Annotated in this window: 13 protein-coding genes; 6 read left to right on the forward strand and 7 right to left on the reverse strand. The window is 72.0% G+C overall.

Translation table 11 applies throughout. From position 1 onward, the window contains the following. The first annotated feature begins 63 nt into the window (after positions 1-63). On the forward strand, positions 64-648 hold the full coding sequence (locus JYK04_RS28650; protein WP_189743087.1) for a hypothetical protein: 585 nt from the start codon (positions 64-66) through the stop codon (positions 646-648). A gap of 338 nt (positions 649-986) precedes the next feature. Here the strand turns inward: JYK04_RS28650 and JYK04_RS28655 are convergent, their stop codons facing one another. Beyond that, positions 987-1,559, reverse strand: coding sequence for a cob(I)yrinic acid a,c-diamide adenosyltransferase (locus tag JYK04_RS28655; RefSeq protein ID WP_150259391.1), 573 nt, complete (start codon positions 1,557-1,559; stop codon positions 987-989). Between the two features lie 284 nt (positions 1,560-1,843). Here JYK04_RS28655 and JYK04_RS28660 point away from each other — a divergent pair, with 284 nt between their 5' ends. From JYK04_RS28660 to JYK04_RS28670, 3 genes are all read left to right on the forward strand, one after another. Continuing rightward, positions 1,844-2,692 carry a 3-hydroxyacyl-CoA dehydrogenase family protein gene (locus JYK04_RS28660; protein ID WP_189743085.1) on the forward strand — a complete coding sequence of 283 codons (849 nt, stop codon included), beginning with the start codon at positions 1,844-1,846 and terminating at the stop codon, positions 2,690-2,692. 175 nt (positions 2,693-2,867) lie between these two features. Further along, positions 2,868-3,191 (forward strand): STAS domain-containing protein, encoded by a 324-nt coding sequence (locus tag JYK04_RS28665; RefSeq protein WP_030764081.1) that lies wholly within the window; start codon positions 2,868-2,870, stop codon positions 3,189-3,191. Positions 3,192-3,383: 192 nt separating this feature from the next. Then, a complete protein-coding gene (locus tag JYK04_RS28670; protein WP_189743082.1) occupies positions 3,384-5,837 on the forward strand; it encodes an ATP-binding protein in 2,454 nt (817 codons plus the stop codon). Between the two features lie 55 nt (positions 5,838-5,892). On the opposite strand, the gene nucS is transcribed toward JYK04_RS28670, so the two are convergent. Then, positions 5,893-6,564: an endonuclease NucS gene (gene nucS / locus JYK04_RS28675; RefSeq protein WP_189743080.1), complete on the reverse strand. Its 672-nt coding sequence runs from the start codon at positions 6,562-6,564 to the stop codon at positions 5,893-5,895. A gap of 220 nt (positions 6,565-6,784) precedes the next feature. Between nucS and JYK04_RS28680 the strand changes: the two genes are divergently transcribed. After that, entirely contained in the window at positions 6,785-7,177 is a 393-nt protein-coding gene (locus tag JYK04_RS28680; RefSeq protein WP_030009605.1) for an SCO5389 family protein, read from the forward strand. A gap of 105 nt (positions 7,178-7,282) precedes the next feature. Here the strand turns inward: JYK04_RS28680 and JYK04_RS28685 are convergent, their stop codons facing one another. Next, entirely contained in the window at positions 7,283-8,314 is a 1,032-nt protein-coding gene (locus JYK04_RS28685; protein WP_189743078.1) for an LLM class flavin-dependent oxidoreductase, read from the reverse strand. 229 nt (positions 8,315-8,543) lie between these two features. On the opposite strand from JYK04_RS28685, the gene JYK04_RS28690 reads away from it, so the two are divergent. Next, a complete protein-coding gene (locus JYK04_RS28690) occupies positions 8,544-8,870 on the forward strand; it encodes a hypothetical protein (RefSeq protein WP_030009607.1) in 327 nt (108 codons plus the stop codon). A gap of 31 nt (positions 8,871-8,901) precedes the next feature. On the opposite strand, the gene JYK04_RS28695 is transcribed toward JYK04_RS28690, so the two are convergent. The 4 genes from JYK04_RS28695 to JYK04_RS28710 form a co-directional block, all read right to left on the reverse strand. Next, positions 8,902-9,738 (reverse strand): ABC transporter permease, encoded by an 837-nt coding sequence (locus JYK04_RS28695; protein WP_189743076.1) that lies wholly within the window; start codon positions 9,736-9,738, stop codon positions 8,902-8,904. Continuing rightward, positions 9,735-10,871 carry an ABC transporter ATP-binding protein gene (locus JYK04_RS28700; protein WP_189743074.1) on the reverse strand — a complete coding sequence of 379 codons (1,137 nt, stop codon included), beginning with the start codon at positions 10,869-10,871 and terminating at the stop codon, positions 9,735-9,737. Before JYK04_RS28700 ends, JYK04_RS28695 begins: the two co-directional genes overlap by 4 nt. A gap of 152 nt (positions 10,872-11,023) precedes the next feature. Further along, complete coding sequence (locus JYK04_RS28705) at positions 11,024-11,797, reverse strand: ABC transporter permease (protein WP_189743072.1); 774 nt, start codon at positions 11,795-11,797, stop codon at positions 11,024-11,026. Positions 11,798-11,799: 2 nt separating this feature from the next. After that, entirely contained in the window at positions 11,800-12,795 is a 996-nt protein-coding gene (locus JYK04_RS28710) for an ABC transporter ATP-binding protein (protein WP_189743071.1), read from the reverse strand. Positions 12,796-12,877 lie beyond the last annotated feature (82 nt).

Below are 12,877 nucleotides of genomic sequence, written 5' to 3' on the forward strand. Positions count from 1 at the left end.
TATCGGGCCCCTCCGGACGGGAGGCTGGAAGGGAACGGAGAACCCGAGCGGACGGAGAGTCCCATGATCGTCGCGCTGATCATCGCCTGCGAGGTCGGCTTCTGGGTACTGCTGGCGGCGGGCCTGGCCCTGCGCTACCTCGCGAAGAAGCCCAGGCTGGGTGCGGCGGTCCTGCTGTGCGAGCCCCTGATGGAGCTGGTCCTGCTGGTGGTCACCACGCTCGACCTCAAGAACGGCGCCGAGCCGGACTGGAAGCACGGACTGGCCGCCCTGTACATCGGCTACACCGTCGCCTACGGCCACTACACGATCACGTGGCTCGACGGGCACGCCGCGTACCGGCTGGCCGGGGGACCGAAGCCGGCTGGTCCCGGGTACGGGAGGGCGCGTGCCGCGCACGAGTGGAAGCTCTGGGTCCGTACGGTGATCGCCGCCGCCGTCGCCCTGACGCTGCTCCAGGTGGCGATCTGGTACGTGGGCGACGCGGGCGACGTCAGCTCGCTCCGGGGCTGGCAGTCCGGCGCCCTGCGGGTGGTCGGGATCCACGCCCTGGTCGCCGCGGCGTACACGATCTGGCCGAGCAAGGCCCCGGCCGTCCCGGACGACGCCGGGGAGCGGCCGCTCGCCCCGACCGGGCGCCGGCGCTAGGCCGTGTCCGCAAAGTCCCGCCTGCCCCGCGACGCCTGGCACCGCACCTCGCCGCGTTGTCGGGCACGCCCAAGTACGTCCAGTACACGGGCGACCCTCCGCCTTGCGATGCACGGCACCAGACGCCGCGGGGCCCGCCCTCCGGGCGGCCGGCGCTACTTTGCGGACACGGACTAGGCCGTCTCTTTCGGATCTTGTCGGCCGAGCCCGCGGCGTCCGGTGCCGTAGATGGCAAGGCGGAGGGGCGCACCGTGTACTGGACGTACTCGGGTGCCCCGACAACGCGGCCAGGTGCGGCACCGGACGCCGCGGGCCCGGCAAGATCCGGAAGAGACGGTCTAGCGCTCGCCGCCCGGCACCCACAGCACGTCCCCGACCTCCTTGTTGGCCACCCGGGCCAGGATGAACAGGAGGTCGGAGAGCCGGTTCAGGTAGGTCGCGGTCAGCGGGTTCATCACCTCGCCGTGCACCTCCAGCGCCGCCCAGGTCGAACGCTCGGCGCGCCGGACCACCGTGCAGGCCTGGTGCAGCAGGGCCGCGCCGGGGGTGCCGCCGGGGAGGATGAAGCTGCGCAGCTTCTCCACCTGCTCCAGGAAGCGGTCGCAGTCCGCCTCCAGCTTGTCCACGTAGAACTGCTCCACGCGCAGCGGCGGGTACTCCGGGTTCTCGACCACCGGGGTGCACAGGTCCGCGCCGACGTCGAAGAGGTCGTTCTGCACGCGGACCAGGACCTTCACCACGTCCGCCGACAGCCCGCCGAGCGCGATCGCCGTCCCGATGGCCGCGTTGGCCTCGTTGGCGTCGGCGTACGCGGAGATCCGCAGGTCGGTCTTGGCGGTGCGGCTCATGTCGCCCAGGGCGGTCGTGCCCTTGTCGCCGGTACGGGTGTAGATGCGCGTGAGGTTCACCATGCGGCCAGGGTAGACGGGCCCGCCGGGGAAATTCGGGGCGCGGTCGCCGCTGCCCCCGCGCCGCCCGCTGGGAGCTGCGGCGGCCGCGCGCGCCGGCCGGGAAGTACGCCGGGGACGACGGCACGCGAACTGGGCGGCCGGGCAGGGCTGCTGGGCCGTACTGGTGTGATGTCCGTCATCTGAGACGTGACGCGTGTTACTTCACGGTCACACCGCACCGCCCGGGCGCTAGTCTCCGCCGGAGTGGCTACGTGACTGTGCCGTAGGGAAACGAGGGGTGTGTAGTGGCTGGGAAGCTCGCCGTCATCGGTGCCGGACTCATGGGTTCCGGAATCGCGCAGGTCTCCGCTCAGGCGGGTTGGGACGTCGTGCTCCGTGACGTCACCGAGGCCGCGCTCACCCGTGGCACGGACGGAATCAAGGCCTCCTACGACAAGTTCGTCTCCAAGGGGAAGCTGACGGCCGAGGACGCCGAGGCGGCGCTCGCCCGCATCACCACCACCACGGACCTCGACGCGGTCGCCGACGTCGACATCGTGGTGGAGGCGGCCTTCGAGAAGATCGAGATCAAGCACGAGATCTTCCGCGCCCTGGACAAGATCGTCCGCGAGGACGCGATCCTCGCCTCCAACACCTCCGCCATCCCGATCACGAAGATCGCGGCCGTGACCGAGCGCCCGGAGCGGGTCGTCGGCGCCCACTTCTTCTCGCCCGTCCCGATGATGCAGCTGTGCGAGCTCGTACGCGGCTACAAGACGAGCGACGAAACCCTCGCCGCCACCCGCGCGTTCGCCGAGTCCGTCGGCAAGACCTGCATCGTCGTCAACCGCGACGTCGCCGGTTTCGTGACGACCCGTCTGATCTCCGCGCTGGTCGTCGAGGCCGCCAAGCTGTACGAATCGGGCGTGGCCTCCGCCGAGGACATCGACATCGCCTGCAAGCTCGGCTTCGGGCACGCGATGGGCCCGCTGGCCACCGCCGACCTCACCGGCGTCGACATCCTGCTGCACGCCACCAGCAACATCTACACCGAGTCCCAGGACGAGAAGTTCGCCCCGCCGGAGCTCATGCGCCGGATGGTGGACGCCGGGGACATCGGCCGCAAGAGCGGCCAGGGCTTCTACAAGCACTGAGGCCTGGCCCTGCCACGGAGCACCACCGTTCGAATGCCGTCACCCCCCAGGGTGAATTAGGTATCGGTTCGCTCACGGTCGGCAACTTCCCTGCCCGCGCGGCAGTCAGTTGCAGTGAGAGTTGCCGACCACGGACCAGTCGGACCATACGTACGCAGTACCGCCGGGAGTACACATGCACATCAGGGGCGACCACGCCGAACTCGCAGTCGGGGGCCGCCTCGACGTGCGCAGCGCGGCGGACGCCCGTACGGCCCTCCACTCCGCCCTCGACGACGGCCAGGGCGATCTCGTGCTCGACCTCACCGGGCTCGACTCCTGGGACGCGACCGGCCTCGGCGTGATCATGGGAGCGCACCGCCGGGCCGGCCGGACCGGCCGGCGCCTGGTCCTGCGCGGCGTGCCGCCGCAGATGCAGCGGCTGCTCGTCGCGACCCGGCTGCACCGGATCCTCGCGATCGAGGGCGGCCTGGAAGCCGAGTCCCTGCCGCGCGTCTGACCGGCGGGCCGCTGACCTCCGCGTTCCCTGCGGAAACGTAACGGTCCGGTGGTGATCGCACCCCTGCGGTTTCCCGCACGACCGGCCACGGTCTAGGGTTCGGGCGGAAACCGGACCGGTGGCGACAGCGGGTGCGCGAAGGCCGGGCGGTACGACGGCGAGGCGCGCGGCCCGCGATCGGGGGACTGGGTCATGGACCGTACACAGGGGCAGAGCGGACAGCACGAGCAGCCCGACGGCGGCTCCGCGGCCGCGGCACCCGGGGCGGCCGGGCCCGCACGGGTCGTCAGCCTGACCGCGGGCGGGTTCGCCCTCACCGTCAACCCGGTCGACGGCAGCGAGATCGAACCGCTGCGCCCCGGCACCGAGCCGGCCCGACCCGCCAAGCGCGCCGCGGCCGCCCGCGCGGCCCGCGCCGCCGCCGCCCGTCCGCCCGTACTGCCGGGCCCCGCCGCCCCCGCCCGCCCCCTGCCGGCGCGCGAGGAGGAGCGGGAGCGGCTGGTGCGGCTGCTGGGCCGGGGCCGGTCCGTACGGCTGACCGGGCCCTCGGGGTCCGGCCGCACCGTGCTGCTCGACGCGGTCGCCGACCGGTGCGCGGGCCTGGCGCCCGACGGCGTCGTACGGCTGAGCGGATACGGGCACCAGCAGCCCGGGGAACTGCTCCACGCCCTCTACGCGACCGTGTACGAGGCCGAGCAGCAGCGCCCCGGCCGGGCCGAGCTCCTGGCCCGCGTCCGGGAGATAGGCGCGGTCGTCCTCCTGGACGACCTGGAGATGGGCGGGACCGCCCTCGACGAGTTGATGCGCGCCACCCCCGAATGCGCCTACCTGCTGGCCGCGACCCCCGACACCCGGGCCCCCTCCGACGACTCGCACATCGAGGAGGTCTTCCTCGGCGGACTGGGCAAGGCCGACTGCCTGGAACTGCTGGAAGCGGGCGTCGGACGGCCGTTGACGGACGAGGAGACCGCCTGGGCGGGGGACCTGCGCTTCGCCTCCGAGGGGCTGCCCCTGCGCTTCGTACAGGCCGCCGCGCTGCTGCGGCAGCGGGACGAGCTCAACCACAGCGACGAGGACGACGAGGAGGAGGAGCCCGGCGTCTTCGAGGAGCGCCCGCGCGACGCCGTGCACGTCCCGCTGCCGACCCTCGCCGAGGGCGCCGCACCGGCGGAGCTGCTGGCCTCGCGGGTCAGCGAGTCGGCGCGCGCGGCCCTGCGGATCGCGTGCGCGCTCGGCGGCGAGCTGCCGCACCACGCGCACCTGCCCGCGCTGGTGGGGGACACCCACGCCGACACGGCGGTGGCGGAGCTGCTGGCCTGCGGGCTGCTGACGCCCGTCGGGACGCGGTACCGGCTGGCGTCGGGCGTCGCGCGGCAGTTGGAGGAGGTCGGGTACGGGGACACCGCGCCGGAGGAGGCCCGTACGGCCGCCCGGCACTACGCCTGGTGGACCGGGCACGCCTCGGTGGTCCCGGAGCGGGTCGCGGCGGAGGCGGACGCGGTGCTCGCGGCGCTGGCCGGCGCGGACGTGGTCGCGGCGGTGCTGCTGGCGCGCACGGCGGCCCCGGCGTTCGCGGCCTCGCTGCACTGGGAGGCCTGGGAGCGGGTGCTGCGCTCGGGAGCGGAGGCCGCGCGCAAGGCCGGAGAGGTCGCCGAGCAGGCGTACTTCCACCACGAGCTCGGGGTGCTGGCCCTGTGCGAGGAGCGCCTGGACCGGGCGCGGGCCGAGCTGGAGACCTCGATCGGGCTGCGGGGCGCACTGGCGGACAAGCGGGGCACGGTCGCGGGGCGGCGGGCGCTGGCGCTCGTCGTCGACCGGGAGACGGCCGGAGCGGCCGCGTCACCCCCGCTCCGACTGGAGGCACCGGCCGCCGCGGCGGCTCCGGAGGCCGTGACGGTGGCCACCCCGGCCGCTCCGGCGCCCCAGGCCGCTCCCGTGGCCAAGGCGGCCCCGGTGGCCTCCGAGGCGCCCACGACCAGGGTGCCCCCCGTGGCTCCCGGGGCCCGGGTCGCCCCCGTGGTCCCGGTGTCCGCCGAGGCGGTGACCCGGATGACCCCGGTCGTGCCGGTGACCGGCCGCTCGGCGGCGCCCTCGACCCTGTCCGAGGTCTTCGAGGACGCCTTCCCGCTGAATCCGAAGCCCGCCCCGCCCGCCGCGTCCCCGCCCGCCGCGCCCCGGCCCGCCCCCGCACCGGCCCCCGGCCGTCGCCGGCTCGTCCTGCTGGCCGGTGCGGGCGCGCTGGCGGTGGTGACGCTGGGCACGGTCGTGAGCCTCGCGCTGAGCTCCTCGGACACCGCGCCGCCGGAGCAGGGACCGGCGGTGTCCGCCACCCCCGCGGCCACGGAGTCCGCCACGACCGCGGTCACCAGCGGGAACGATCCTGCGCCGGAGCCGCCCGTCTCGGCCCCGCCGGCGGAAACCTCCGAGCCCGGGCAGAGCGCCGCCCCGACCCCGGGCCGCAGCCCCGTCCGGACCCCGTCGCGCCGGCCGTCCCCGACACCGCCGAAGTCCCCGCCGACGACGCCCGTTTCGCCCCCGCCGACCAGCGTGGAGCCCTCGCCCACCCCGACGGGGACCGGCGAGCCCTCGCCGACGGCCACCACCACCCAGACGGGTACGGCCGTCTCACCGGTCACGGACCGGTGAACGACAACGGCTCCGTCCCTCGGGACGGAGCCGTTGTGCGGGGCGTGGCGGAGGATCAGAACAGGCGGAGCTTGTCGTCCTCGATACCGCGCAGCGCGTTGTAGTCCAGGACCACGCAGTCCATGCCGCGGTCCGTCGCCAGGACCTTCGCCTGCGGCTTGATCTCCTGGGCTGCGAAGATGCCCCGCACCGGGGCCAGGTGCGGGTCGCGGTTGAGGAGTTCGAGGTAGCGCGTCAGCTGCTCGACACCGTCGATCTCGCCGCGGCGCTTGATCTCCACGGCCACCGTCGCGCCCGAGGCGTCCCGGCACAGGATGTCCACCGGGCCGATCGCCGTCATGTATTCGCGCCGGATCAGCGTGTAGCCCTCGCCCAGCGTTTCGATGCGGTCCGCGAGGAGTTCCTGGAGGTGCGCCTCGACGCCGTCCTTGATGAGCCCCGGGTCGGTGCCGAGCTCGTGGGAGGAGTCGTGGAGGACTTCCTCCATGGTGATGATGAGCTTCTCGCCCGCCTTGTTGATGACCGTCCAGATGTTGGCCTCATCACCGCTCCCCTCCTTGAGGGTGCACGGCGGCGACATCCAGTTGAGCGGTTTGTACGCTCGGTCGTCCGCGTGGATCGAGACACTGCCGTCGGCCTTCACGAGGATCAGACGGGGTGCCGAGGGCAGATGGGCGGTGAGCCGGCCCGCGTAGTCGACGGAGCAGCGGGCAATGACGAGACGCATGGTCGGCAACGCTACTCGACGAGAAGGCCTTCACGCGATTCGCCCCTGAAAGCCCCGTTCGCCGATGGCGCGTTGTATGCGCATTCTCCTGGTGCGTCACCGATGGGGCGCCTACCGTGGTGAGCGGGAGGTTGCCGAGCGTGCACTCTGCGTCGCGACCTCCTTCCCTGCCCGTAAGACTCCGGCAACCCAAACAGCCGGGGTCGCGAGAGGAGAACCCATGTCGCTCGACGTCTCACCGGCCCTACTCGAACAGGCCGAGCGAGGCGAGGTCGACGAAGCCGCTTTCGTCGACTGCGTCCGGACCTCCCTGCCCTTCGCCTGGGAGATGATCAGCTCGCTGGTGGCTCAGCTGAAGGTGGACGGCGGAGAGTTCGCCGACAACCAGACGCCGCCGCCGGACGAGCAGGCGCGAGGGCAGCTGCTGCGCGCCCTCGCGAGTGACGCGATACGCGGTGCGCTGCAGCGGCACTTCGGAGTGCGCCTGGCATTCCAGAACTGCCACCGGGTGGCGGTGTTCCCGCTGGATCCCTCGGTGGACGACCGGTTGGCCAAGTTCACTTCGATCCGTGGCCAGCTGCTCAACCAGTCGCCCGAGCTGCGGGACTGCTAGGCCCCGTAGGCCGTGTCCTGGCCGCCTCTTTCGGATCATGCCGCCCGGGCGTGATCCGGAAGAAACGGCCCAGGTGTCCAGGTATCCGGGTAGGGCCGGTGGGTCTCAGCCGAGACGGGGAAGGACTTCGGCGCCGAGCCGGCGTACGTTCTCCTCCGTCGCGGCGAGATCACCCGAGCCCTCCGTCATGAGGGCGAAGCGCGTGATGCCCGTCCGTGCCGACGTGGCCGCCAGCCGGTCCGCCGCCACCTGCGGGGTGCCCACCGGGTGCAGGTCGCACAACAGTTCCGTATAGGCGACCGGATCCCGCATCGCGCGCGCCCGGCCGTCCACCGTCACATGCGCGTCGAGGCCCTGCTTCAGCCAGCCCGGCATCGCCTTCAGCAGGGTCTCGCGCGCGTCCGCCGTACGGTCCGCGATCTGGCACACCCCGGCGGAGACGTGTCCCGCGTCCGCCACGAGATCGCGCGAGTGGCCCGCCGCCAGCGCCGTGCTGCGCCACAGCGCGACCATCTCGGCCTTGGTGTCGTCGCCGCAGTGCATCCCGAGGAGCATCGGCAGCCCGCGCTCCGCGGCCATCCGCACCGACGCAGGCGAGGTGCAGGCCACGATGACCTCCGGCCCCGCCGCGTCCCCGTCCAGGGACTCCGAGGGCCGCGGTACCACGGCCACCTCGCGGAACCCGTACCGCTCGCCGGCGGCGCCCACCCGCGCCTGGGTCAGCCAGCGCCGCAGCAGGTCCAGGGCCTCCGGGAAGCCGTTCTCGTAACTGTCCAGGCCGCCCCCGAACACCTCCAGGTCGACCCACGGCCCGCCGCGGCCCACCCCGAGGGTGAACCGGCCGCCCGAGGTCAGGTGCAGCAGGGCGGCCTGCTCCCCGAGCGCCACCGGATGTGTGCTCGGCAGTACGCTCACCGCCGTGCCCACCCGCAGCCGCCGGGTCCGGCCCAGCAGCAGGGCCGCCAGGGTCACCGCCGAAGGGCAGACCCCGTACGGGACGAAGTGGTGCTCGGCGAGCCAGACCGAGTCGAGCCCGGCCTCCTCGGCCACCTCGGCGGTCCGCACCGCCCGGTGCAGTGCCTCGCCCTGTCCCTGGCCCGGGAACTGGGCCGCCAGTACAAACGCTCCTACGCGCATCGCCTATAGCCTCCTCGCGGCTGACGCGGCCTCCCCCAGGTGGACCGGTTCTTCCTATGGCAACAACGTCTGACACGTGCCAAAGGCACGGGCTGACAGGAAAGTTATTGGGATTGTCGGGCCATTCCTCTTCGCGAGGCCGCCTTCCTCGGCAACCCTGCGGGTACCCGGGCTCGCTGCGCGTAGTCTGGGAGAAAGTCACTGCCGTCCGCCCATCCGTGAGGTATACGTGTCACCGCGCAACAACCGCCCCAGAGGCGGCGAGACCCCGGACGAACGCCCCAGCACCGGCCTCGACCGCTACGGGCTGGAGCGCACGGAGGAGTACCAGGGCGAGGACTGGAAGGTCCGGCACGTGGCCGGCGCGAGCGCGGCGGGCAAGCGCTACCGCTGCCCCGGATGCGACCAGGAGATCCCCTCCGGCACCCCGCACCTGGTGGCCTGGCCCGAGTACGGCGGCGTGGACGACCGCCGGCACTGGCACAAGGCCTGCTGGAACGCGAAGGACCGCCGCACCTCGAAGGTGCAGCGGTCCCGCAACGCGCCGCGGTACTAGGCCGCCTGCGGCACTAGGCCGTGGTGCCGGTTCAGACGTCCCGGCGGCCGACGATCACGTACGAGGCGGCCACCGCGCTGCCGGTGACCAGCAGGATGAGCGTCACGTGCGAGAGGCTGCTGGGGTCCGGCCCCATGTCGCCGCCCGCCGGCAGGCCGAACAGCGTCATCAGCGCCACCGGCACGTTGTGCTGCAGGATCATCCGGCCGGCGGGCGCGACGGCCTCCCAGACGATGAGCATGGCCCCTATCACCGGCGGCAGCGTGACCACGCCCAGCATGACGGCGATCGCCCCGGCGGAGTGCCGCACGAGCGAGCCGATCGCGAGCGCGAGCACGCCGAGCAGGGTGACGTAGCCGCAGCCGAGCAGCGCCCCGAACCACTCGCCGGCCGCGTGCGGGCCGGACGCGGTGCCGCCGCGCACGACCGCCGCGGTGATCCCGACCAGGAAGACCGACAACGCCGTGGTGGCGAAGGCCGCCATGCTGAAGACGAGGTACTTCGCGGTGAGCACCCGGTACCGGTCGGGGGCGGCCGTGAAGGTGGTCCGCACCAGCCCGGTGCCGTGCTCCGAGCTGATGGTCAGCACCCCGAGGACCATCACCGCGAGCTGGCCGACCAGCAGGCCGAAGAGGGCGGGCGTGGTGAAGTTGATCTGCGTGTAGTCCCCGTCCGCGGTCTGCGCGACGACGGTCAGGCCGACGCCGACCACCGTCAGCACCAGCGAGCCCAGCGTCCACAGGGTGGAGCGGAGCGAGACCAGCTTGGTCCACTCCGAGGCCATGGCGTGCCCCAGGTGCGGCCGCGGCGTGGCGAGGGGCGAGCTGTAGCTCCCGGGCTGCTCCGCCGTCGTGGTCGTCGGGGTCATCGGGTGTCCTCGGGGGTGTGCGGGGTGGTGTTCCTGGTGGTGCTCGCGAGCTCGCCCGGCTTGCCGGGCATCAGGAAGGGCCGGCCGCCCGCCCCGGGCGGCGGGGGCGCGAAGAAGCCGGTCTGCGGGACCTCGGGGGCCGTCGCCTCCGCCTCGTCCTCCTCCCAGGCCGGGAGGGAGAGCGGCTCGGGCTCCCACAGCTCGGCCCGCGGGTCGTCGGTGGAGGTGTACTCGACGGTGGACTGGGTCATCCGCATGTACGCCTCCTCCAGCGAGGCCCGATGCGGTGACAGCTCCCACAGCCGTACGCCCGCCTCGTGCGCGAGGTCGGAGATGCGCGGCAGCTCCAGGCCGGTCACGCGCAGTGCTCCGTCGGGCTCCTGGAGGACCCGGCCGCCCGCCTTGGTGAGGGCCTTACCCAGCGTGTCCCAGCCATCAGGATCGGTGTCGGCCGTGCGTACCCGAGCGAATCCGGCCGAATTGTGCGCGATGAACTCCTGGGTACCCATGTCGGCCAGCAGCCGTCCCCGGCCGATCACGATCAGGTGATCGGCGGTCAGTGCCATCTCGCTCATCAGGTGGGAGGAGACGAAGACGGTGCGGCCCTCGGAGGCGAGGCGGCGCATGAGGTTGCGGACCCAGAGGATGCCCTCGGGGTCGAGCCCGTTGACCGGCTCGTCGAACAGGAGCACCTGCGGGTCGCCCAGCAGGGCGGTGGCGATGCCGAGCCGCTGGCCCATGCCGAGCGAGAAGCCCTTCGTACGCTGCCTGGCGGCGTCCTGCAGGCCGACCACGGCCAGCACCTCGTCCACCCGCTTCTCCGGGATCCCGGAGAGCTGGGCGATGGACAGCAGGTGGGTACGGGCCCGGCGGCCGCCGTGCACGGCCTTGGCGTCGAGCAGGGCCCCGACGTGCCGCTGGGCGTTCGGCAGCTCCCGGAAGGGACGGCCGTTGATCGTGACATGACCGGACGTGGGCCGGTCCAGGCCGAGGATCATCCGCATGGTGGTGGACTTCCCGGAGCCGTTGGGCCCGAGGAATCCGGTGACGTGACCCGGCTTGACCTGGAAGGACAGCTGGTCGACGGCGGTCTTGGCGCCGAAGCGCTTGGTCAGGCCGACTGCCTCGATCATCTTGCTGCCCCTTACCAGGCCGGGACGACTTTCGCCCGCGTAAGGGTTAAGAGGATAACGAGGTTCCTGCGGTTCCGTCCCGGGCCGGATCCCTGAGCTGCCCCTGAGACCGACCCGGGCATCACCCGTAGTACTTCAGCGGGGGCCGGCCGTCAGGCGTCCCTCTTCCTGAGGACGACGTAGCCCCCGAGTACCGCGGCGGCCACCCACAGGAGCATGATCCCGAGCCCGCCCAACGGTCCGTACGGGGACTCCCTTCCCATGGCGTTCGGTACGACCTGCATGATCCTCGATCCGGCCGCGGTGGGCAGGTACTGGCCGTACTCGCGGGTCGCCTCGAAGGCGTTGAGGAGGTTCGTGACGATCAGGAAGAACGGGATCAGGATGCTGATCGAGGCGACCGAGCTGCGCAGCATGGCGGCGACACCCATGGAGAACAGGGCGAGGAGAGCCATGTACACGCCGGCGCCGACGACCGCGCGCAGGACGTTCTCCCCGTCGAGGCCGGTGCCGTGGTCGCCCAGGATCGCCTGGCTGAGGAAGAACGACACGAAGCTGGTCAGCAGCCCGACCAGCAGGGCCAGCGCCGTGGCCACGGTGAGCTTGCCGAAGAGGAAGCCCCCGCGGGCGGGTACGGCGGCCAGCGAGGTGCGGATCATGCCCGTGCTGTATTCGGTGCTGACCACCAGCACGCCGAAGACGATCAGCGCCAGCTGGCCGAACTGCATGCCGGCGAAGCCCACCAGGGTGGGGTCGAAGGTGGCCCGTTCGATCGGGCTCATGTCGTCGAAGGCCGACGCGACCGCGGTGGAGATCAGGGCGCCGAAGCCGGCGGTGACGATCAGGGCCAGCGCGAGCGTCCAGCTGGTGGAGGCGACCGTGCGGATCTTGGTCCACTCGGACTGGAGGACGGCGGTGAAGGCCATGCTCACTCACCGGCCTTGGGCGTCGCCTGGAAGCCGGCGCCCCAGGCGGGGGCGTCGGTCGGCCGGGCCGGACCGTCGGCGGCCATGCCCGGGGCGTGGGCGTGGTACTCGACCGAGTCCGCCGTCATGCGCATGAAGGCTTCCTCGAGTGAAGCCCGTTGCGGGCTGAGCTCGTGGAGCACGATCTGGTGCTGGGCCGCCAGCTCGCCGAGCTGCTCCGCACTCGCGCCGTCGATCTCCAGGGTGCCGGTGGCGGGAACGCTGACGGCGTTGATCCCGGCGTCGTGCAGGACGTCTTTCAGCCGCTCCTGCTGCGGCGTGCGCAGCCGGACGTAGCTGCGCGAGTTCTGCTGGATGAAATCGGCCATCGGCAGGTCTGCCAGCAGCTTTCCCTGTCCGATGACGACCAAATGGTCGGCGGTCAGTGCCATTTCGCTCATCAAGTGGGAGGAGACGAAGATCGTCCTCCCCTCGGCCGCGAGGCCCTTCATCAGATTGCGGATCCAGAGAATTCCCTCGGGATCCAGGCCGTTGACCGGCTCGTCGAACATCAGGATTTCCGGATCGCCCAGCAATGCAGAGGCGATTCCCAGCCGCTGGCTCATTCCGAGCGAAAATCCTTTGGACTTCTTCTTGGCCACGGCCGTCAGGCCGACCAGATCCAGCACCTCGTCGACCCGCCGCCGCGGGATGCGGTTCGACTGGGCCAGGCAGAGAAGGTTGTTGTATGCACTTCGGCCACCGTGCATGGCCTTCGCGTCCAGCAGCGCCCCGACGTGCCTCAGCGGCTCCGACAGCTCGCGGTAGTGCTTCCCGTAGACCCGGACCGTGCCGCTGGTCGGGTTGTCGAGGTCCAGCATCATGCGCATGGTCGTGGACTTGCCCGCGCCGTTCGGGCCCAGGAAGCCGGTCACCACTCCCGGTCGGATCTGGCAGCTGAGGTGGTCCACGGCGGTCGTCGTACCGAATCGCTTCGAAAGGCCCTCAAGCTCGATCATGCGGCCACGCTAAAACGCCCGAGGGCCCTACGCCACCTCAAAATGGTGACATAGGGCCCTCAATCGGGCATGCGGCGGGTGC

The sequence above is a fragment of the Streptomyces nojiriensis genome, from assembly GCF_017639205.1.
In the GTDB taxonomy this organism is placed as follows: domain Bacteria; phylum Actinomycetota; class Actinomycetes; order Streptomycetales; family Streptomycetaceae; genus Streptomyces; species Streptomyces nojiriensis.

Bases quoted from the DNA above. Each gene is read 5' to 3' on its own strand.
- JYK04_RS28710 (WP_189743071.1), bottom strand. From the start codon at position 12,795: ATGATCGAGCTTGAGGGCCTTTCGAAGCGATTCGGTACGACGACCGCC.
- JYK04_RS28665 (WP_030764081.1), top strand. From the start codon at position 2,868: ATGCACATCAGGGGCGACCACGCCGAACTCGCAGTCGGGGGCCGCCTC.
- JYK04_RS28680 (WP_030009605.1), top strand. From the start codon at position 6,785: ATGTCGCTCGACGTCTCACCGGCCCTACTCGAACAGGCCGAGCGAGGC.
- JYK04_RS28705 (WP_189743072.1), bottom strand. From the start codon at position 11,797: ATGGCCTTCACCGCCGTCCTCCAGTCCGAGTGGACCAAGATCCGCACG.
- JYK04_RS28670 (WP_189743082.1), top strand. From the start codon at position 3,384: ATGGACCGTACACAGGGGCAGAGCGGACAGCACGAGCAGCCCGACGGC.
- JYK04_RS28650 (WP_189743087.1), top strand. From the start codon at position 64: ATGATCGTCGCGCTGATCATCGCCTGCGAGGTCGGCTTCTGGGTACTG.
- nucS (WP_189743080.1), bottom strand. From the start codon at position 6,564: ATGCGTCTCGTCATTGCCCGCTGCTCCGTCGACTACGCGGGCCGGCTC.
- JYK04_RS28700 (WP_189743074.1), bottom strand. From the start codon at position 10,871: ATGATCGAGGCAGTCGGCCTGACCAAGCGCTTCGGCGCCAAGACCGCC.
- JYK04_RS28695 (WP_189743076.1), bottom strand. From the start codon at position 9,738: ATGACCCCGACGACCACGACGGCGGAGCAGCCCGGGAGCTACAGCTCG.
- JYK04_RS28685 (WP_189743078.1), bottom strand. From the start codon at position 8,314: ATGCGCGTAGGAGCGTTTGTACTGGCGGCCCAGTTCCCGGGCCAGGGA.
- JYK04_RS28655 (WP_150259391.1), bottom strand. From the start codon at position 1,559: ATGGTGAACCTCACGCGCATCTACACCCGTACCGGCGACAAGGGCACG.